This is a genomic window from Mycobacterium sp. 155 (assembly GCF_000373905.1).
Taxonomy (GTDB): domain Bacteria; phylum Actinomycetota; class Actinomycetes; order Mycobacteriales; family Mycobacteriaceae; genus Mycobacterium.
Window position 1 is genome coordinate 4,442,792 of sequence record NZ_KB892705.1, and the last position, 19,583, is coordinate 4,462,374.

19 protein-coding genes and 4 pseudogenes are annotated in these 19,583 nt (G+C 63.8%); 10 read left to right on the top strand and 13 right to left on the bottom strand.

The genetic code is table 11. From position 1 onward, the window contains the following. Window positions 1–555: 555 nt before the first annotated feature. The 6 genes from B133_RS0121245 to B133_RS0121270 all read right to left on the bottom strand — a co-directional run bounded on the left by B133_RS0121245 (window position 556) and on the right by B133_RS0121270 (window position 7,524). Window positions 556–1,572 (bottom strand): thiopeptide-type bacteriocin biosynthesis protein, encoded by a 1,017-nt coding sequence (locus B133_RS0121245; protein ID WP_157625933.1) that lies wholly within the window; start codon window positions 1,570–1,572, stop codon window positions 556–558. Window positions 1,573–1,776: 204 nt separating this feature from the next. Next, entirely contained in the window at window positions 1,777–2,682 is a 906-nt protein-coding gene (locus B133_RS0121250; protein WP_036419488.1) for an alpha/beta fold hydrolase, read from the bottom strand. A gap of 38 nt (window positions 2,683–2,720) precedes the next feature. Beyond that, entirely contained in the window at window positions 2,721–3,425 is a 705-nt protein-coding gene (locus B133_RS0121255) for a TetR/AcrR family transcriptional regulator (protein WP_018603949.1), read from the bottom strand. Window positions 3,426–3,545: 120 nt separating this feature from the next. Beyond that, window positions 3,546–3,830 (bottom strand): hypothetical protein, encoded by a 285-nt coding sequence (locus tag B133_RS0121260; RefSeq protein ID WP_018603951.1) that lies wholly within the window; start codon window positions 3,828–3,830, stop codon window positions 3,546–3,548. Between the two features lie 18 nt (window positions 3,831–3,848). Next, complete coding sequence (locus B133_RS0121265) at window positions 3,849–4,991, bottom strand: inorganic phosphate transporter (protein ID WP_018603953.1); 1,143 nt, start codon at window positions 4,989–4,991, stop codon at window positions 3,849–3,851. 157 nt (window positions 4,992–5,148) lie between these two features. Further along, complete coding sequence (locus B133_RS0121270) at window positions 5,149–7,524, bottom strand: lysylphosphatidylglycerol synthase transmembrane domain-containing protein (RefSeq protein WP_018603955.1); 2,376 nt, start codon at window positions 7,522–7,524, stop codon at window positions 5,149–5,151. Window positions 7,525–7,752: 228 nt separating this feature from the next. Here B133_RS0121270 and B133_RS0121275 point away from each other — a divergent pair, with 228 nt between their 5' ends. Further along, window positions 7,753–9,555, top strand: a complete 1,803-nt coding sequence (locus B133_RS0121275; protein ID WP_018603957.1) for a bifunctional serine/threonine-protein kinase/transporter substrate-binding domain-containing protein — start codon at window positions 7,753–7,755, stop codon at window positions 9,553–9,555. A gap of 72 nt (window positions 9,556–9,627) precedes the next feature. On the opposite strand, the gene B133_RS0121280 is transcribed toward B133_RS0121275, so the two are convergent. Further along, window positions 9,628–10,302, bottom strand: coding sequence for a hypothetical protein (locus B133_RS0121280; protein ID WP_018603959.1), 675 nt, complete (start codon window positions 10,300–10,302; stop codon window positions 9,628–9,630). Window positions 10,303–10,509: 207 nt separating this feature from the next. Next, entirely contained in the window at window positions 10,510–11,259 is a 750-nt protein-coding gene (aqpZ, locus tag B133_RS0121285; protein WP_018603961.1) for an aquaporin Z, read from the bottom strand. A 338-nt stretch (window positions 11,260–11,597) separates the two neighbouring features. On the opposite strand from aqpZ, the gene B133_RS0121290 reads away from it, so the two are divergent. After that, window positions 11,598–11,816 carry a hypothetical protein gene (locus tag B133_RS0121290; protein ID WP_018603963.1) on the top strand — a complete coding sequence of 73 codons (219 nt, stop codon included), beginning with the start codon at window positions 11,598–11,600 and terminating at the stop codon, window positions 11,814–11,816. A gap of 32 nt (window positions 11,817–11,848) precedes the next feature. Here the strand turns inward: B133_RS0121290 and B133_RS25410 are convergent. Continuing rightward, window positions 11,849–12,093, bottom strand: a pseudogene (locus B133_RS25410) (hypothetical protein); the annotation flags it as partial. 231 nt (window positions 12,094–12,324) lie between these two features. On the opposite strand from B133_RS25410, the gene B133_RS0121300 reads away from it, so the two are divergent. Together B133_RS0121300 and B133_RS0121305 are read left to right on the top strand one after the other, a co-directional pair. Continuing rightward, on the top strand, window positions 12,325–12,534 hold the full coding sequence (locus B133_RS0121300) for a hypothetical protein (RefSeq protein WP_018603968.1): 210 nt from the start codon (window positions 12,325–12,327) through the stop codon (window positions 12,532–12,534). Window positions 12,535–12,644: 110 nt separating this feature from the next. Beyond that, a complete protein-coding gene (locus B133_RS0121305; RefSeq protein ID WP_026256722.1) occupies window positions 12,645–13,679 on the top strand; it encodes a patatin-like phospholipase family protein in 1,035 nt (344 codons plus the stop codon). 3 nt (window positions 13,680–13,682) lie between these two features. Here the strand turns inward: B133_RS0121305 and B133_RS0121310 are convergent, their stop codons facing one another. Next, window positions 13,683–14,516, bottom strand: a complete 834-nt coding sequence (locus tag B133_RS0121310) for an NYN domain-containing protein (protein ID WP_018603972.1) — start codon at window positions 14,514–14,516, stop codon at window positions 13,683–13,685. Window positions 14,517–14,663: 147 nt separating this feature from the next. Between B133_RS0121310 and B133_RS23945 the strand changes: the two are divergent. Beyond that, window positions 14,664–15,253 (top strand): annotated as a pseudogene (locus B133_RS23945) (beta-ketoacyl-ACP synthase); the annotation flags it as partial. Between the two features lie 49 nt (window positions 15,254–15,302). On the opposite strand, the pseudogene B133_RS25065 reads toward B133_RS23945, so the two are convergent. After that, window positions 15,303–15,404, bottom strand: a pseudogene (locus tag B133_RS25065) (class I SAM-dependent methyltransferase); the annotation flags it as partial. Between the two features lie 144 nt (window positions 15,405–15,548). Between B133_RS25065 and B133_RS0121320 the strand changes: the two are divergent. Further along, the gene (locus B133_RS0121320) at window positions 15,549–15,758 is read left to right on the top strand and encodes a hypothetical protein (protein WP_026256723.1); all 210 of its coding nucleotides are present in this window, start codon (window positions 15,549–15,551) and stop codon (window positions 15,756–15,758) included. A gap of 80 nt (window positions 15,759–15,838) precedes the next feature. On the opposite strand, the gene B133_RS0121325 is transcribed toward B133_RS0121320, so the two are convergent. Next, complete coding sequence (locus tag B133_RS0121325; protein WP_018603976.1) at window positions 15,839–17,026, bottom strand: Fic family protein; 1,188 nt, start codon at window positions 17,024–17,026, stop codon at window positions 15,839–15,841. A gap of 69 nt (window positions 17,027–17,095) precedes the next feature. On the opposite strand from B133_RS0121325, the pseudogene B133_RS24540 reads away from it, so the two are divergent. From B133_RS24540 to B133_RS0121340, 4 genes and pseudogenes are all read left to right on the top strand, one after another. Further along, a pseudogene (locus tag B133_RS24540) lies at window positions 17,096–17,281 on the top strand (NAD(+)--rifampin ADP-ribosyltransferase); the annotation flags it as partial. A 175-nt stretch (window positions 17,282–17,456) separates the two neighbouring features. Next, window positions 17,457–17,666 carry a hypothetical protein gene (locus tag B133_RS0121330; RefSeq protein ID WP_018603977.1) on the top strand — a complete coding sequence of 70 codons (210 nt, stop codon included), beginning with the start codon at window positions 17,457–17,459 and terminating at the stop codon, window positions 17,664–17,666. A gap of 86 nt (window positions 17,667–17,752) precedes the next feature. Further along, window positions 17,753–18,430, top strand: coding sequence for a hypothetical protein (locus B133_RS23100; protein WP_018603979.1), 678 nt, complete (start codon window positions 17,753–17,755; stop codon window positions 18,428–18,430). A 186-nt stretch (window positions 18,431–18,616) separates the two neighbouring features. After that, a complete protein-coding gene (locus B133_RS0121340) occupies window positions 18,617–18,826 on the top strand; it encodes a hypothetical protein (RefSeq protein ID WP_018598657.1) in 210 nt (69 codons plus the stop codon). A 230-nt stretch (window positions 18,827–19,056) separates the two neighbouring features. Here the strand turns inward: B133_RS0121340 and B133_RS23410 are convergent. Continuing rightward, on the bottom strand, window positions 19,057–19,583 hold a 527-nt coding region (locus tag B133_RS23410), incomplete at its 5' end, for a tyrosine-protein phosphatase (RefSeq protein WP_018603981.1).

Here is a 19,583-nt window from a genome sequence, read left to right on the forward strand (position 1 = left end):
CGACATACCTATCGTGAACCTGCTCAGTTTCCGCGTGTAATGAGTGGATAACCCCTGTCGATGAGCAGTGCGAATCCACAACCCGACGGAATGCCGGAGACTTTCGTGCTATTTCGGCTGGAAGACCCGAAAGTCGAACTTCTTCGACTCTGATCAAGCTGTCTAAGTCTGTGTCGAGTTCCACCATTTCACGGCCGAGTTCACGGTGTCGGTGGAGATCTTGGATGAGCGTGTGATCGACACCGGCGATAGATACCAAATGGCACAACCGATTCGATTCGAGATCCGTCAACAGCTCACCCTTGTGCAGTGCGCGACGCGCAGCGAGTACAAATCTTCGATCGTCTCTCGACAGCGACTGTGCCGGAACGATGGTGTCACCGATCATCTGAGCCAGGCGGAGGGATGATTCACAATAACTGCGTCTCAAAAGCCGACTTGCCCGCGCTTTGTCGAAAATACCTGGATTAGCACCGGATAACCAATGCTTGACAGGTACGCCTGCGGTCCGCAGGAGCGCAGAATCGCCGAAAGCGTCCCGATCTTTTATCATTATCAGGATCGCATCTCAGCAAGGGATTCGGCTAATAGCGCTTGTTTCTCTGAGGTTATGCCGGCACGATTCCAGTGGAATATCACATAATAGGCGGCGGCCTGTCGCGGTCCCAGCTCAGCTGTGGCGGTCGCAAAATATGCTTCTTTCCAGCGCCGTGCCGCAACCCGCAATGCTTCGCGATGACGCACGACGAGTTCGGCAGACTCGGGATCGGCAGTATCAAGGAGGTTAGCGCGGTTCCACCACTGGGCTGATAGCCCACCCGCCACCTCTGTGAAATCCGATAGTGCCTTAACCTCACCTGAGATACAACGGCCAGCCTCGGTACGTAGACGATCCCACACCCCAGTCGTTTCCCAGCCATCAATCTCTAAGCCGTCGAACACACCGTGAAGCAATGCCAGAGAAATCAGCCATACCGGTATAGATCGAGACATTTCTCGGGGGATTCCTGCATGATATCGAAGCCAAAAGAGCGAATCCACTGTGAATAACCCGTGCACGTGTTCCATCGACGCGGATCCGCCAAATAAGTAGGTCTCCGGCTCGTACACACCTGGCTGAATATTTACAATCAGGCGATCACGCTCCATTCGCCGCAGGGCATCGTCGATATGAAGCCGCACAGTATTTATCGACACGCCATCGCATGCTTCAAGCCGGAGCCGAATCCCAGGCGGCTTATGCATGTAGAAGAAATTCCGGGCCACACCCGAAAGTAATAGTTTCTCTGCGAGATCGGATATGCTTGAATAGACGCGTCGCAACGAGAACTGGTCGGCGCTCGGCCGGATTCCGATTTGCACCCACTGGCGAGGCTTTCTGCTTAATGAGAACAGCCCCGCGTCGAACACCGCTGACTTAGCGCGCACCAACTGATCGGGCTGGAACAGCTTTTCGAGTATTCCCGCAGCGTCGTCACTATCGGCGCAGTACGCGATAAATACCGATCTATCGACAGGGATTCCGTCGATAAAGATTTCGTCTCCGCTTACGCAGAAGTTCTGCTCGCCCATCAGAATGCTGCCCTCCCTCAAGCAGTACCTCATCCCCGAAAACGAGGCTATCGCCGTAAGACGAGCCCCCACGCGAGTAGTGGACTACCTGTTTTTGAGCTACCCAATTACTGACGGGTGTACAGCACAAGAATCAGTCCGTACCAAGCTGTAACTGGCTCTTCATAAATGGGATGCCGCGCGCATAGATGTGCGGCTGCAGTATTAGGCGTCTGCGGAGAAGAATCGGCGCAACCGTGCGGCGATGACGGCCGGGTTGCCGCCTTGGTCTTGGGGCCCACCGTGATTGAGGCCGGGAAGTTCGGTCCGAGTCACATGCGGGAGCACCTTTTGCAGGGCGTCTAGGGTGCCGGTGAACAGCGGCGGCGCGCCGCTACCGCATAGCAGCAAGACCTCTGCGGTGACGCTCTTGTAGTCGTCGATGGTGCCTTCGCTGGCTATCACGACATCCAACTCCTGTTTCCACGCCACGATCAGGTCGCGCAGCGCGGCATTGTCACCTTTGGCCAGCCGGGCATCGGCCCACAGCCAACCCCGGCACACGAAGGGACTGATCATGATTCGTTGCAGAAGGCGATACGGTGCTGAAACCGCTTGCGCCCGAGGGTCAGAGCGTGCCGCGTCCGTGGCGAGACTGGCCATTGCGGCCCCGATGTCACCGCTGCTGACCAGCCGCTGCCCACGGCTGATTACTGCTTTGAATTCGTCCAGACCCGGTTGGCCGACGAACACGACCGGCTCGAAGACAGCGACCTTGCGAATCGCCGGAATGGTCATGGCGCCGTGCAGCGCGAACAGGCCGCCGTCGGCGACGCCGAATACATAGTGTGCCCCCGTAGCGGTGACGACCGCGTCGAGGTCTTCGTCTTCACGCTCGATCTGGTAATTCGGCCCGTAGGGGCCGCTCATACCTCGGCCACGTCGGTCAGGGAGGTAGACGGTGAACTGGTCGGCCAATATGGCTGCCAGCTTCATGTAGTGCTGTGACGCGAGTGCGCCACCGTGCAGGATGATCAGTCCTGGGCCGCGGCCGAGCCGGCGAAAGCCGATCGTTGTGCCGTCTTTTGATGTCACCGTTCCCGTTGAATAGCGTGGTTTCGAGTTCAACATGGCGTATGGCTCCTTGGGTTTCGGCTCTCGGCGTGACATCAGTAGTTGCGCGGCAACCCCGCCAGCGTGGTGTCGACCTGGTCTCGGGTGAGTGTGGCGATGCTGCCGTCGGCGAGTCCGAGAATACGGTCGATGGCCAGCCCGTGAAGTCTGAAACGTGTTGTGAGTACGTCGATTTCGAGGCTTCTGGCGGAATCGTCGGCGGCATCTGCCACCCGCAGCAGGTTCGAGTTGGTGCGGGCGGCGAAGCCCTGGAGCATGTCGGCGACCCCTTCGGCGTCGAAAGTGTCAAAGGTGCCCTGTGTCACGCCATCGGATATCAGCTGCGTGAGCAGTGGTCGGGCGAGGTCTTCTCCGAGTGTGACGATGCGCGCATAGAGCTGAGCGTTTTCGGGTCTCAGCAGCGACACCGTCGCCGCCAGCTGTTCGGGCGTTCCCGTCGCAACTTTGACGTCAAACCCGCACTGCAGCAAGGTGTTCAACTTGTCCAGTGCGTTGCCGTCGCATCGTGCAACAGCGGCTTCGATGGTGGCGAACTGGTCGCGGACAATGCGGTCGGCCAACGCGACGATGAGCGCTTCCTTTGACGGGAACCAATGGTAGAAAGCGCCTTTGGAGACTCCGGCATCGGCGATCAGGTCATTGAGGCTGACATTGTCGTAGCCGCGCTGCAGGAACAACGCCAACGCCCGGTCCAGCAGCTCGGCCCGGCGGACATCGGGATGCTTGATCACCCGCGGCATGCTGCAACGCTACAGACCAGTGGTCGGTATGGTCAACCACTGGTCTGTATGGGCGACCACCGGTCGGATCCAAGCCACGACCCTGGCGAGGAAAGTGTTCGGGGGTGCCGCCAACGTCGACTACTTGTGGGTGGCCGTGCCGAACAGGTAGACGCCGGTGTGATGACCGATGAAGTTGTTGGCGATGAACAGCACGCCCGTAATGACGACAACCAGAACCAACCCAAAGATCACCCAGCTGAGGCCGGCCAGCAGCCGACGCCGGTCGGCACTGGACTGAGGACCTGCCGTGGCGGCGATGCCGAGCCGGACTCCGAGGGCGAACAGGGTCGGCACCGCAGCACCTATGACCAGGCCGAAAAGCAGGATCTTGCCGACGGCCGCGAAATTGATCCAGTCGTTCATGTGATGTCGCTTCCGTTCCTACTTGGCCTCGGTGGTGCCGGTAAGGCTGCCTTCCCAGGCGTCGTTGACGTTCGTGTGGTCGATCGGCGGCTTGCGCGACCTGATCCAGATGGGTACCGCCGAGCCGATCAACACCAAAAATCCGATCAGGGGTCCGGCAAACCCGCCGATTCCGTGCACCAAGAAGTAGGTGAATGCGCCGACGAGGCCTGCAGCGGGCAGCGTGATGAGCCAGGCGATGGCCATCTTGCGGGCGACGCCCCAGCGCACCTCGGTACGCCGGCCGACGCCGCTACCGAGAATCGAGCCGGTGGCGACGTGGGTGGTCGACAGCGAGTAGCCGAAATGACTGGAGAGCAGAATCGTGGCCGCCGACGCGCACTCGGCGGCCATGCCCTGCGGTGCCGCGGTGTCGACCAGGCCCTTGCCCAGGGTGCGGATGACCCGCCAGCCTCCTGAGAGGGTGCCGAGAGCGATGGCGACCGCGCACGCGACGACCACCCAGAACGGCGGCATCGTCGCAGACTCGTCGACAGCGCCGTAGGAGATGAGAGCCAGGAAGATGATGCCCATCGTCTTCTGCGCGTCATTGGTCCCGTGCGCCAGCGAGATCAGCGATGCCGATCCGATCTGGCCGTACCGGAATCCGGCAATGGTGCGCTCCTCGGGCAGACCGCGGATCAGCCGATAGACCAGCCAACTGGCGATGCCTGCCACGATGCCGGCGATCAGCGGCGACAACACCGCAGGCACGATCACCGTCGAGACGAGCCCGTGCCAGATCACGCCGTGTCCCCCGACGGCGGCGATCATGGCGCCGACGATGCCGCCGATGAGCGCATGCGACGAGCTCGACGGCATACCGAGCAGCCACGTGAGCATATTCCAGACGATCCCGCCGACCAGGCCGGCGAACACCAGCTCAAGGGTGACGAGATTCGCGTCGACCAGGCCTTTCGCGATGGTGGCCGCGACCGCGGTGGAAAGGAATGCGCCGACGAGATTGAGTGCTGCCGAGAGTCCGACCGCGGTCCGTGGTTTCAGTGCTCCGCTGGCGATCGACGTTGCCATGGCATTGCCAGTGTCATGAAATCCGTTGGTGAAATCGAATATCAGCGCCGTGACGACGACGATGCAAAGCAGGAGGAACTGTAAACACACGGTGAACGATTCTGGAACAACAACGGTGCGAAAGCCTAATGTCTAGCAGATAGCTCCCGTGTGTCACGCTGGAGTGGCGGTCGACGCCGAGGGCCACTCCAGCGTGACGAAGCGGCCCGGCGACCGTCGATCATCACACTTCACGGTCGTGTCGCGGTTAGATCATGTCGTGATGCGTCAGCCAGCGCATCACCGGCCAGCCCACGAAGACCGGCAGCCAGCATGTCAGCACCCGGTAGAGCAGGACCGCGGGAACGGCGATGGCGGGCGGCAGACCGAAGGCGGCCAGACCGCCGATCAGGGCGGCCTCGACCGCGCCGACGCCTCCGGGGGTCGGCGCCGCCGAGGCTAGCGTTCCGCCGATCATCGTGACGACCGTGACGGTGACGAACGAGGTGGTGCCGCCGAACGCCTCGACGCTGGCCCACAGCGCCAGGGCGGCCCCGAGAGTTGTTCCCGCCGCGCCCAGCACGATCAGGCTGAGCCGCTTGGGCTCCTTGGCCAGATCGACGAGATCGTCGGTCACCTCTTTGAGCCGCGGCCGGACCGCTGTCGCCAGCCAGTGCCGCAGCTTGGGTACGGTCAGGAACCCGCCGACAAACCCGAAGGCCAGGCCCGCGATCAGGTACAGCACTGTTGCGGACGGGACGAAGTGCGACAGATCCGCCCGCGCACCGGCCGCGGTGGTGAACAAGATGAGCAGCGCCACGTGCACGATCACCTGGACGGTCTGCTGCAGGGCCACTGCCGCGGTCGCACGCAGCGTGGTCAGCCCGCCCTTCTGCAGAAACCGTGTGCTCAACGCAAGGCCGCCCACACCGGCCGGGGTGGTCGTCGCGGCAAAGGTGTTGGCCACCTGCATGATCGCCAGATGTCGGAAGCTGACCAGTCCATCGGCACAGGCCCACAGCGCGGCCGCGGCCCCGACGTAGGTCAGTGCCGAGACCGTCAGTCCGAGCAGAGCCCACCACCAGTTCGCGGTGCGCAACTCGGAGAAGAACGTCGGCGCAGTGCTGATGAACGGGTAGGCCACGTAGACCAACGCGACCAGCAGCACGAGTTGGATCACCTGGGTGCGGGTGAACCGCGTGATGGTCTCGGCCTGGATCTGGTCGGCACCGGTCTGGTGCTTCACTTCGTCTCGGGCCCGGGTCATCACGGTCTTGGCGTCGGGCACGGCGTCGCGAACCCGGCCCGGCACCGCGGTCTTGGTCAGCCTGCCGGACGCGGTCAGCACGGTTTCGCGGCCGAACGCCTCGATCGCCGCGCGCACCGCCGACGGTGCGTCGTACAGCGCGGTGGTGGTCACCAGCAGCTGCGCGATGTCGGACTGCAGTTGGGTGTCGGTCGCGCCGTACTCGGCGCTGCCGAATCCGCCGAACAACACCGCGCCGTCCTCGACGGTGATCTCCCGGCTGCGCAGATCTCCGTGGGAGATCTGGTGGTCGTGCAGGGTGCGCAAGGCGTTCCACACCTTCTGCACACCGGCCTCGTCGGTGCACTGATCCAACGGCACGCCGCGCTTCCGATTGTGGGCGTACAACGTCCAGCCGCGGTCCAGCGCGGCGACGGACATCGTCGATGTGCTGGCCAGCCCGAGGTCGCCGATGGCAATGGCCATGAGCGCGCGGTGCTCGACGGCGCGGCGCATCGAGGTCTGCAGCGGAGCGGTTTCGTTGGCGCGCAATCGCAACTTGCTCCAGAGCTGCCGGACGGCGCCGCCGCTGCGCTGGTTGGGTCCGTACAGCTCGACGACCGCGGTGGTGTCGGGGTCCGGTGAGTACGCGTCGAGCAGCAGCGGCCCGGCACCGGCCGGCCGCACCACTTTGAACGAGGACACCGTGAAGCCGCGGTGGCCGAGTGCGCGTACCGCGCCGTCGAGCGGCACCTCCAGCGCCGGGGTGCCGACGACGAGGACCACTAGGGCGCCGACGAACCAGCCGACCGCCAAACCGAGCAGTGAGCGGGCCGGCACCACGGCGCTGACCACCAGATGGATCGGTACGAATGCCAGCAGCAGGGTCCACCACCAGCGGCGCAGCCGGCGCGGCAGCCAGGGGCCAGACACTGTCAACACCGCGGCCAGCATGGCGATCCAGCGCGGGTCGTCGAGGAACTGCGAGAGCTGGGTGTCGAGCCGGTCGGTCAGGTCGAAATGCCACTGTGGTGCTGCGATGCCGTTGCCGGTGATGGACAGCGACAGGATCGCGATGAGACCGGCGGCCGCGTAGGCGCGAAGTAGTTTCCACTGCCGGGACAGGATCAGGCTCACCAGGATCACGAACGGCAGCGCGACGATCGCGATGCCGTACGCGAGGTACACGAGGTTGGACTGGGTGGGCGTCAATACGCCCACGATCTTGGAGATCGACCGTTCGAGCGCCACCCATTCGTAACGGGTGATCAGGGAACTCGTAACGACCGCGACGAGGAACAATGCGGCCAGGGCGAGACGCAGGATGTCGTTGGTGCGTCGGGTCAGTGGTTGCAGCAGGCTGCCGGTGACGGTGATATCCCGTCCGTCAACGCGCATGTTCCTCCTTTCGCGGCTCGCGACAAAGGTAACCGGGGGACGCATCAATACCGGGTATTGGCCGTGATCCTCTGGCGCTGTCCGGTTCGGATGGCGGTCCCGGGCTCGAGAGGGCAAAGGCCCGCGGCAATCGCCACCTGCGTACGCTTCCCCTGAGACATCGGCGCCCTCGGTGATGTAGCTTCGATCGACACATCGGAGCAGGGGCCTGCGCCGAGAGGGAAAACGGTGGAGACGACACCCTTTGGTCACTATCAGCTGCAGAAGCTGATCGGCCGCGGCGGTATGGGCGAGGTTTATCAGGCCTACGACACCAACACCGATCGCGTCGTCGCGCTCAAGGTTCTGCCCCCGCACCTGGCCCAGGACGCCTCGTTTCAGGATCGCTTCCGCAAAGAATCGCACGCGGCGGCCGGGGTCAACGATCCGCACGTGGTGCCGATTCACAGCTTTGGTGAGATCGATGGCCGGCTGTATCTCGATATGCGGCTCATCGAAGGCCGCAACCTCGGGGCCGTGCTCGCCAAGGCCCAGCGACCGCTGGAACCGGCGTTCGTGGTCAGCCTGGTCGAGCAGGTCGCCTGCGCGCTCGACGCCGCCCACGAGGCCGGGCTGATCCACCGCGACGTCAAGCCGTCGAACATCCTCATCACCGATCACGACTTCGTGTACCTCATCGACTTCGGTCTGGCGCGCACGGCCGGCGAAGCCGGTATGACCACGGCAGGCAACACTCTGGGCACGCTGGCCTACATGGCGCCCGAGCGGTTCGACGCCGGAAAGACCGATCCACGCTCGGACGTCTACGCGCTGGCCTGTGTTCTTTACGAATGCCTGACGGGCGTGCGGCCCTATCCGGTCGACAGTCTCGAACAGCAGATCGCCGGACATATGGTGCAGCCGCCGCCGCGGCCGTCGACCACTGATCCCAGGCTCGCGGCGTTCGACGAGGTGATTGCCAAGGGCATGGCGAAGAAGCCGGCCAGGCGCTATCAGACCGCCGGTGAGCTGGCGTCAGCCGCGCGCACCGCGCTCAGTGTCCCGGTCCGCACCACCGGCCGCTCCGGTCGCCATTCGGCCCAGCGGGTGAAGACCAGGCCGAGGATCGGGCTGCCGCGCAAAGTGCTTGCGATCATCGCAGCCACGCTCCTAGTGGCTGCGGTAGGTGCGGTCGGGGTCTGGCAGTTGCGCGGCGGAGACCGCGGGCCCGGGCTGGCCGACACGGCGTCGGTGTCCGGCCGGGTGCCGACGCCGTCGGGTGCGGTCCCGGCGATCGCGGCGACGGTGCCCGCCCAGATCCGGGAGACCGGGCGGCTCGTGATCGGCGTCAACGTGCCCTACGCACCTATCGAGTTCAAGAACTCCGGCGGAGAGCTCGTCGGCTTCGACGTCGACCTCATGAAAGCGGTGACCCGCGTCCTCGGACTGGTTCCCGACTTCCGGGAGACGGGTTTCGACGGCATCTTGCCTTCGGTGCGCGACGGCGGTTTCAACGTCGGGATGACGGCGATGACCGACACCGTCGAGCGAGAACGGCTGGCGGACTTCGTTACCTACTTGAACGCCGGCACTCTCTGGGCGCAGCGCACCGGGTCGAACGTGGATCCGACGGCGGCATGCGGTCTGCGCGTTGCCGTGAAATACGGCACGATTCAGGACACCGAGGAGATCCCGGCCAAGAGTGACACTTGTCTGGCGGCGGGCCTCTCACCGATCGAGAAGGTACAGCGCACCCGTCAGGACGAGGTCACCGCCGCGTTGGTCGCCGGGGACGCCGACGCGATGACCGCGGATTCGCCGGTGACCGGGTTTGCCATCAAGCTCAGCGGTGGGGCTTTGGAGCCGGCCGGCGAGGTGTTCAACTCGGCGCCCTACGGCTGGCCGGTGGCCAAGGGCTCGCCGCTCGCAGAATCGCTGCGGCAGGCTTTGGAACAGCTGATGGAGACCGGTGAGTACCGCACCATCGCGACCATGTGGGGTGTGGACAAGGGCATGATCGACCATCCGGCGATCAACGGCGCGGGGCACTGACCGCCTCAGAGAGTTGCACCGCCTACGGTCTCGGCCGCCACGGCGCTCGGCGGCCGGCACGTGACCTGTGCGTCAGACTAGCTCTGAACCTTCTGCCGGTTGGGTCGCGATGCCGCAGGCCGCAGCGAATTGGACCGGGTTGAGCCCGTCAGCGGAGTTCATGTCGCAATTGCCGAATGGCGGTGCGCCCTCGGGCAATCCGCCACCGAAGCCGCTGCCGTCGGTGTACTGGTGGGCGACCTTGCCGGGATAAGGCGGATTGCTGCCGTAACTCGCGATGACGAGGCGTAGTCCGGTCGGCTTGGTGCGCCACATGGCGTTGAGATCGTAGATGTTGCCGTACCCGATGATCCGTGCCGGATTTCCGGTGTAGTCCGCCAGGTTCCAGTACAACTGGTTGATCCAGGAGGATCCGTCGCCGGTCGGGTTGCCGCCCTGTTCGACGTCGAGCATGAGTGCGACGCGGGGATGCAGGCCGCCATGGGCGTCGATCATGGATCGCACGGTGTTGGCGTTGGCCTGCCAATTGGGCCGGCAGTAGGTGTAGACGATCCCGAACACCAGTTTTCCGGTGTCGAGCGCTTTGCGCATCCAGGCGTAGTTGGCGGCGAAATTGTGGTCGCGGTAGGTGCCGTCACTGACGCGGATCGACAGCACCGCATAGGGATAGCTGTCGTCGACGACCCGCTGAAATTCCGAGACGTCGGCAAACAAGGTGTCGGTGACCGGCACGACGGCGGCGGTCAATTCTTGCCGCGTGGACCGGCGGCGCCGCGGGTGAGCCGAACGTGACCGTCGATCATCGGGCGAACGGCCCGGGATCATGTGATTGCTGACTCCACTCGCCATGTTTCCGCCACTCTGCACGTGACCCAGACCCGGGCCATCACCAGGGTAGGTCCAAACTCCCGGTGTCGCACAACGCCGGCCGGGCCGGCGCGGATCGGGCTGCGGCTACGCCTTGGCGTCGGCCTTCCGGGTGGCGAACACCAACTGGTAGAGGATGCCGCCGAGAGCGCCGCCGATCAGCGGTGCCAGCCAGAATGCCCAGAGCTGTGCCGGGGCACCGTTGCCGTTGAAGAACGCGACGCCCGTGGAGCGCGCCGGATTGACCGAGGTGTTGCTGATCGGGATTGCAATGAGGTGAATAAGTGTGAGGGACAAGCCGATTGCCAGTGGTCCGAAGCCCTTCGGCGCCCTGTCGTCCGTCGCGCCCAGGATCACGATGAGGAAGAACGCCGTCAGCACGATCTCGGCGATCAGCACCGCGGCCAACGAGTAGTGGCCGGGGGAGTGTGCGCCGTAGCCGTTGGCCGCCATGTTCCCGCTGGCCGTGAAACCCGGTTGGCCCTTGGCGATGATGAGCAGGAGCAGACCGGCGATGAGGCCACCGACGACCTGCGCGATCCAGTAGCCGGGCACATCTTTCCACGGCAGTCGGCCACCGACCGCCGCACCCAGCGTGACTGCGGGGTTGAAGTGGCCACCCGAGATGTGACCGACGGCGTATGCCATGGTCACGACGGTCAGGCCGAAAGCCAGTGCGACGCCGAGGAACCCGATGCCCAGCTGATAGACGTTGCTACCGTCTTGATCTCGGGCGATCTGTTTGGCGGCGAAAATCGCGCTGCCGCAGCCACCGAAAACCAACCAGAACGTTCCGAAGAGTTCAGCCCCGAGTTTGGAGGTGAGTGAACTGTTCACGTGTTGTCCCCTGTTCAGTGAGTGGCGATTGTTGAAAGGGTAGGGCCGCGACGGGAATCTCCAATGCATATTTATTATTTCGTTGCCGTCGGTGATTGCATTGCAGCAGAGATTTCTCCGCGAGCAGACACGCGGGTACCCCGACAGGCCGCATTTGCCGGACCTACGTGTCTGTTCGCGGGAGTTTCGGCGCTTCCCCTGATCGACGGACAACGGGTTCGTCCGGTGTATGGGCCGGGCGGTCGATACTGACGCTAGTCGCGCCGGGGCATTGTTGTCTCAACACCGGATCACACCGGTATGGCCTGTCAAAAGCCCTCTGAGACAAAGGATTCGATATGAGTATCTCGCGCCGCATCGCCACCGGTTACGCTGCGGGGTTCGCTCTTGCCGCCGCTCCGGTCGTCATCTTCCTCGGTGCCGCCTCGGCCCGCGCAGACGTTTCGCCGGTCAACACCGGTCCGTCGATGAGCCATCACGAGGCGTTTCCGGGGCAGCACAACTTCCCGCAGCCGGGTACCGCGGCGCATCACCACCATCAGAACAACCGCGCCTGACAAGGCGCTGCCCGAGGAGCCCGGACGATTGTGTACTCCTTGGGTTCGTCGGTGACCACAATGTCCCGTGCGCGAAGGAACTCGCGATGGAAGCGGTCGATCTCTTTGTGGCCTCGACGGCCTGGTCGGGTGTGAGTCGATTCTCTCCGGTGCGGGTCGGCTGGATCCCGATGTAGCTGCTGTAGCGCAGCCAGCCGAACATCGCGTCATAGAACTCGATCGATGTGTCGTAGTCCAGCACCGCGAACTCGACATGACTAACATCGCGCCAGCGCATCGCGTATCCCCCGAGTCAACTCAAACATCCCGGATTCAGGATGCGCCTCTTTGCCGTTGCTGCGCGGCGTCAATTCTTTGACGCTTCCCCCGATCGGGGGACAAGAGGTTGGTCCGGTCGATGGGCCGGTCGGTCGATATTGCTCCGTGCCGCGGCGGGGCATTCTTATATCAACACCGGATCACACCGGGACAGCAACTTCAAAAGCTCACTGACACAAAGGATTAACTCATGATGATCACCCGCCGCATCGCCGCCGGTTTCGCTCTCGCCGCCGCTCCCGCCATCATCGCCCTGGGCGCCGCGACCGCCAGCCAGGCCGAGACCTCCGTTACCAACACCGGCCCGACGGCCAGCCACCACGAGGTCTTCCCGGGGCAGCGCAACTTCCCGCAGCCGGGTACCGCGGCGCATCATCACCACCAGAACAACCGCGCCTGACAAGGCGCTGCCCGAGGAGCCCGGACAACCGTCCGGGCTCTTCTCGTTGCTCCGCATTGCTGGACTTCGAATTCGAGGAGATCCTCAGCATTGCGTGCGAGGCTGGGGCCATGGCTGCCAACTACACCACGCGTGGTGAACCTCTCCGCGCGGACCTCGTCCTGTCCGGTGGCGGAGTCAAGGGCATAGGTCTGGTGGGTGCCGCCGTCGCGCTGAAGGACGCGGGGTACGCGATCCAGCGGGTGTCGGGTACATCGGCCGGGTCGCTGGTCGGAGCGGTGATGGCCGCGGCGGCGCAGGGCGATCAGCTGACCAGCGAGCAGCTGCGGGAACTGGCGTTGAACGTGCCCTACCGGAAATTCCGGGACAGTGGACCGATCGAACGTATCCCACTGCTGGGGCCCGCGTGGGGGCTGTTCCGCGAGACCGGCATCTACCGCGGAGATTTCGCCCACGCCTGGATGCGCAGTGAGCTGAAGAACCTGGGTGTCAGCACCTTCGGCGACCTGGCCATCGACGACGACCAACTCTTACCGGAGCGGCGCTACCGTCTTGTCGTCACTGTCACCGACCTGACGTCGGGTCAGTTGGTGCGGTTGCCATGGGATTACCGTCGACTCTACGGGCTGGATCCCGATGAACAGCTCGTCGCCGACGCGGTCCGCGCCTCGATGGCGATCCCGTTCTTGTTTCAACCGGTCACACTCGACGACGCCGCCGGTGATCCGTACACGCTCGTCGACGGGGGAGTGCTGTCCAACTTCCCGATCGACTCCTTCGACCGGCCCGATGGAAAAGTGCCGCGGTGGCCCACCTTCGGCGCGACGGTGATTCCCTACCTGCCGGCCCCGACGTTCGAGCAGCTGATTCCCGGGCTCGGCCCTTTGCACGGACCGCCGCTGTTGCAGAGCCTGATCACCACCATGCTGGTCGGCCACGACCAGACCTATCTCAATCAACCGTGGGTGAAAGTGCGGGCGATCGAGGTGGACTCGACCGATATCGGGGTGCTCGACTTCAGTATCACCCGCGGCGAGGCCGAAGCCCTCTATGACAGGGGATACCAGGCGACCACCGACTTCCTGTCGACGTGGGACTGGCCCGCCTACATTGAGCGCTTCCGTGCGGATCACCGGGTGTGCTGACTGTTACCGCAGCTTGACCATCCGCGTGGTCGAGCTCTCGTCCAGTTCGACGACATCGGAGCGCGACCGTAGGAAATCGCTGAAAGACCGGAAGCCCAAGGACTTCTCGCTGAACGACGGATCCATCCGTTTCATCTGTGCCTTGACCGCCGAGTTGTGCAGCCACTCGACGTCGTCCTTCTCCAGGCCGATCTGCAGCGCGCGGGTGAGCAATGCGGTGGCCTCGGCCTGCGGGTCCGGTTCGGTCTTCTTGCGGGTGCGTTTCTGCTGATTGGGTTCTAGGTTGGGTTCGGTGGCCGGTACGCCGGGAAGAGCGTCGTAGATGACGAATTCGTCGCAGGCGGCCGCGAGCGCCCGGCTCGACGAGCCTGCCACCCCGATGCCGACGACGTAGCGGCCCAGCCGTTTGCACCGCTGGGCCAGCGGGATGTAGTCGGAGTCACCGGCCACGATCACCACATGCGTCAGGTCGGGCAGCCGGAACATGTCTTCGACGGCGTCGACCGCGAGCCGGATGTCGGCGCCGTTCTTGCCGTACGCGGCGGCCGGGAACAACTGCACCAGGTCGACGGCGCGGCCCACGAGCTGCTGACGGTAGCCGGCGTTGACGTCGGCTGACCAGTCCGCGTACGCGCGGGTCAGCACCAGCGTGCCGAACGACGACGCGAAGTCGAGGATCGCGGCGACGTCCACGGTGGCCTTGGTGAGCTTGTCCGCGTCCAGTCCTTTGGCCTTGTCCCGCTGAAACGAGTTGCGGCCGTTGACCTGGTCGTAGCGCGATATGACAATGTTGTCGAAGTCCAGGTAGACCGCGACGCGGGTGGCGGGTTCGGTCATCGTTTCAGTCTGGCGTATGAACACCCGGCTGTGATGATTTGGACCTACTCCGATGTGGGTAGTCCTGAAGTTGTAGCTGTCACCTCAAGGGCCAAGATAGGTGCAAAGGCTACAGGGGATTCCCCGCTGATGACCGATGCATCGGGAGCGGCGTCCGCCGCAGCGTTCCGCCAATTGGGCCTGCTGTCGACCTACAACGAGGATCCGCCTGTCGCCTGCCGTCCGTTCGGTACAGACCGGGACGGCATGGTGTTCGGTGAAGGCCGTACGCTGTTGCTCATCGAAACAGTGGAGTACGTCAAGGCGCGCGATGCTCGAATCCTGGCTCGTCTCATGGGTGTCGGCATCACAGCAGACTGCTACGACGCCATCGAGCTGGCTGGACTCACCCGGCCGATATCGACCACGTCAACGCGCACGTCATGGGAACTGTCGCAGGCGACCGGGCCGAGGCCCGCGCCATTCGCCGTGCGTTCGGCAGCCACGTGCCCGCGGTCTATGCGCCCAAGGCCGCGCTGGGCCACTCATTGGCGCTGCCGGAGCAGTGGAAGCGCCCCTGACAGGTTCGGGCGCTGCGCGACGGCGTCGCACCTGCGACCCTGAACCTGAAAAGCTGCGATCCGGAGATCGATTTGGACGTCGTGACCGACCAGCCACGCCCCGGTCATTACCAGTATGCGATCAGTGACTCGTTCGGGTTCGGAGGCAACAACGTCGCGTTGGTTCGGGGCCAACTAGTTTCGTTCGGCCTAGTTGGGTTGGCCAGGGTGAACTGCTCCCAGCCCTGCCTGATTGCAGGACCGGCTTGCCAAGCGCCAGATCGGCTTTCGTCATCTGGGTTTGCTCCAACGTCATGTCGCAGCGTTCGAAGTAGGCGCAGTGCGCGGTTCCTCCGATCGGGGGACAGGGGTTTCGGCCGGTGCATGGGCCGGTTGGTCGATGGTTGGCGGGGCTTGTTGGCAGCATTCTTATTTCAACGCCGGAACACACCGGATGACATTCCGAAAAGCCTTATTCGACAAAGGAGTCGACATGACCATCACCCGCCGTATCGCCACCGGTTTCGTCCTCGCTGCCGCCCCGGCCGTCATCTTTCTCGGTGCTGCCTCGGCGCATGCGGATGCGTCGGTGGCCACCCATGGCCCGTCGGTGAGCCACCACGAGGCCTTCCCGCACCAGCACAACATGCCCCAGCCCGGAACCTCGGTGCATCACCACCACCAGCGCAACCACGCCAAGTAGCCCCCTCTGGCCGGAGCCCGGACGCCACGCGCGTCCGGGCTCACTTGTGGGTGGGCGGTGCCGACGCGTCCTGACACGACTCAGGCGTTGGGCCTGGTGCGCCTGCCGATAGTGTCGCCGAGGAGATCGAGTTCGGCCAGCACGTCACTGGCCGCCCAGATTCGGTTACGGGTACCGGATGAGAGGACCTCCAGAATGCCCGCATCGGTCAGGCGGCCGAGTGCTTTGTAGGTACTGGCATCGGTCGTGCCTGTGAGTGATCGGGCGGTATCGGCGTTGAATATCGGGACCTCCAGCAGGTTGTCGAGAAGCGTTTCGTCGGCGGAGTTGGCGCGGGGGCGGGCAATTGATCGCCACTGTGCTGGCAACTCGGAGAGACGGGCGGCTGATTCCTCCGCGGCGATGCTTGCCTGTATGGCGGCGTCCGCGAGATAGCCGACGAACTGATCGGCGTCTCCAGCCCGGTAGGCAGTGAGCCGGCCGAAGTAGAAATCGGTGTCGCCGAGCATGGCCGAAGCCACCGGAACGGTTACGCGTCGGGTCAGCCCGCGGCGTCTCAGGATGGTACTGATCATCGCGCGCCCGATCCGGCCGTTGCCGTCGACGAATGGGTGGATGGATTCGAACTGGGCATGTACGATCGCGGCCTGGGCCACGATCGGCAGGTCGGTGCGGTTGGCGAACACCAGTAGGTCGTCCATGAGTGCCGGCACGAGATCCGGTGGGGGAGGCACGTACTGAGCACCGACAGGTGAGTGGTCGCTGCCACCGATCCAATTCTGGACAGTGCGCAACGCGCCTGGGCTGTCGGTATAGGGGTCTGGCGCCATCAACAGCTGATGTGCGTCGAGGACGGCCTGTAGCGTGATGGGGCCCGAATTGGCGGACTCGACGAGTTCAATCAGGGCACCGACCGCTGCCAGCTGAGATCGGGCTTCGTCGTTGGCCTTTGCCCCGGCGAATGCTTTGCCGAACGCGCGCCAGCCGGCGTCGATGTGCTCGATTTTGGACGATGCGACCGACTCACTGCGCAGCAGGAAATCTGCCAATGGGGCGAGGTGCTGACCGTATCCGGCTTCGAGACGAGCGATGGCGATGAGCGCATTGTCGTGGGCGCGGCCGACTTCGCCGACAGGGTCGTAAGTGCGATCACTAATGGCGGGCGGCACGGACGCGGTGACATGCTTGAGAGTACGGTCTTCGCGGTTACCCTGACGGCCGCGAGGCGTCCACGCCCGTCGCACCGACTGATGCGTCGGCCAGTTCATGTCAAACCTTCTCTGTGGAAGATGCACTAATCGGATCCTTATTATAGATTAAATACCACAAAGTTAGTTATGAGCTCTCCAGTGGCATGCCGGCAAGCCGGGCGTTGCAGCCTGTTGGGGGATCCGCTGGTGCCCGGATGCGAGTCGAATTACGGAGCCGGGCGGATCATGAACCACGTCCACGTCACCCGAACATTGGATGCCGCCGTGCGGGGTACCGAGCTTGCGGCCGGAAAGGGCCCGGGCCGTCATTTACGACTAGATCCGGGGCTTGGGGTTGCACGGTTCCCCCGATCGGGGGACACGGGTTTCGTCTGGTGCATGGTCCGGTTGGTCGGTGGTTGGCGACGGCTGTTGGCGGCATTCTTGTTTCAACGCCGGAACACACCGGCTGAAATACCGAAAAGCCTTATTCGACAAAGGAGTCGACATGATCATCACCCGCCGCATCGCCGCCGGTTTCGCTCTCGCTGCCACGCCTGCCGTCATCTTCCTCGGTGCCGTCTCGGCCCATGCGGATGCGTCGGTGGCCAACCATGGCCCGTCGGTCAGCCACCACGAGGCCTTCCCGCACCAGCACAACACGCCCAAGCCCGGCTCCTCGGAGCATCACCACCACCAGCGCAACCACGTCAAGTAGGACGAACGACCTGAGCCACTTGTCGGTGGGTACTGAGACGATGCCCGGTTCACATCAGTTCGATGGATAGAGGTTCGGTGATCAGTATGGGAGCTCGGCAGGATGCATTGGAGCAGATGTTGGCCGAGGCGGGCTATCGACGCGCTTCGACGAAATCGATGCGTCCACACCTGCATGCCTTGCAACCGCATGATCAGAAGGAGATCCTGCGGTTGTATCACCTGCTCGGCGGGGTCCTCGATGCGCCGCGGCTGCGGCCAGGACCGTGGGACTGTGTACTCGAAGGTGGACTGGTCGTCGAACTGGACGAGGGGCAGCATTTCAACAGGTACCGCCGAAAGACCCTGGAACCAGCATGGGCACAGCAGCTTCCGTGGCGCGAGACCTATATGCGTTATTGCATGCAGTTCGAAAATGTATGCACCTTGGAGCGGGGGTGGGGCAGCTATTGGGCGACCGTGTCCACCCAGCAGCTTTTCGGACCCGCCGGACCGCCCCGGCTGCTCGATGGCGTGGGCTCACCGCGCTGGAAGCAGCGTGCGCTATACGACGCCATGCGGGACATCGCTGCAGTCGGTTCGGGAGTCCGCTTGGCGCGGCTGGCTGTCTATGATGTTGTGGGTGGCGTGCCGCTGTCCGACGCGTTGGACGGCAAGCAACCGGTAGACCGAAACACGTTGCGGGCGTTTGTCGATAGGCGGACGACGACCATGCACGTTCAGCATTCCGGGATATGGCGCGGGCGTGAGCTCGGTGAGTCATGACCCGGGGTTCTCCGATGGCCCGCGTATGCCGGATTTGACGTTTCCCCCGATCGGGGGACAGGCAATTCGTCTGGTGCGTGGTCCGGTTGGTCGATAGTTGGCGGCGGCTGTGTGCGGCATTCTTATTTCAACGCCGGAACACACCGGATGAAATTCCGAAAAGCCTTACTTGACAAAGGAGTCGACATGACCATCGCCCGCCGCATCGCCGCCGGTTTCGTTCTCGCTGCCGCCCCGGCCGTCATCTTCCTCGGTGCCGCCTCGGCCCACGCCGAGACCTCGGTGGCCAACCACGGCCCGTCGGTCAGCCACCACGAGGCCTTCCCGCATCAGCACAACACCCCGCAGCCCGGAACCTCGGTGCATCACCACCACCAGCGCAACCACGCCAAGTAACCCTTCTGGTCGGAGCCCGGACGCCACGCGCGTCCGGGCTCTTGCCGGTCGCTGGAGTCACATGCGCCCAGGAGCCCCGGCGCGGGTGTGGGTGTCGTGGTGCCCGGCTGTTAGCGACAATCACCTCATCAGTAACCGCGGAAGTGAGCGGTCCCGCGATGTCCGACGCGCAGCGAGGTGCGTCGTTGTGGGATGCAACTATCGACAACTGGCATCTGCGGAAGCCGCGACTAGCGTTCTCGAAGGATGTCGTGCTGAGCCGCGGATTCTGGGCATGGAAACGCAGCTTTCCTTGTCCCTGAGCGGAGTTCGGTGATGCGGACGATGACTTGCTCATAGCTGAGTCCGGTCTCTGCGAGCAGGCATCCGATCACCGTGCTGGTGCGGCCTTTACCGCCCCGGCAGTGCACGTACACCGTTCGGCCCGCGTCCAGCTCGGTGTGGATGCGTTCGAGGATGGCGTCGTAGCCGGCGCGGTCGAGTACGCCGTAGTCGGGGATGGGGTGCGTGAACCGGCGTACTGTGCGGCCCGCATGTTGGGCCGCTGCCTGCAATTGGTCGTCGTACGGGGTCAGGCCGTCGTGTTCGGCGGTCAGGTCAATGATGGTGCTGACGCCGGCCTCGGTCAGGAGGCGCAGCTTGGTTGCGACCTTCTCACGTGTTGTGGCGCCTGGGTATTCGCCGGCCAAGAGATTGGGTGCGACCCAGAATGCGTGGAGGACGTCGTCATGTGGCCATAGCGGTGGTCTGTCGTACG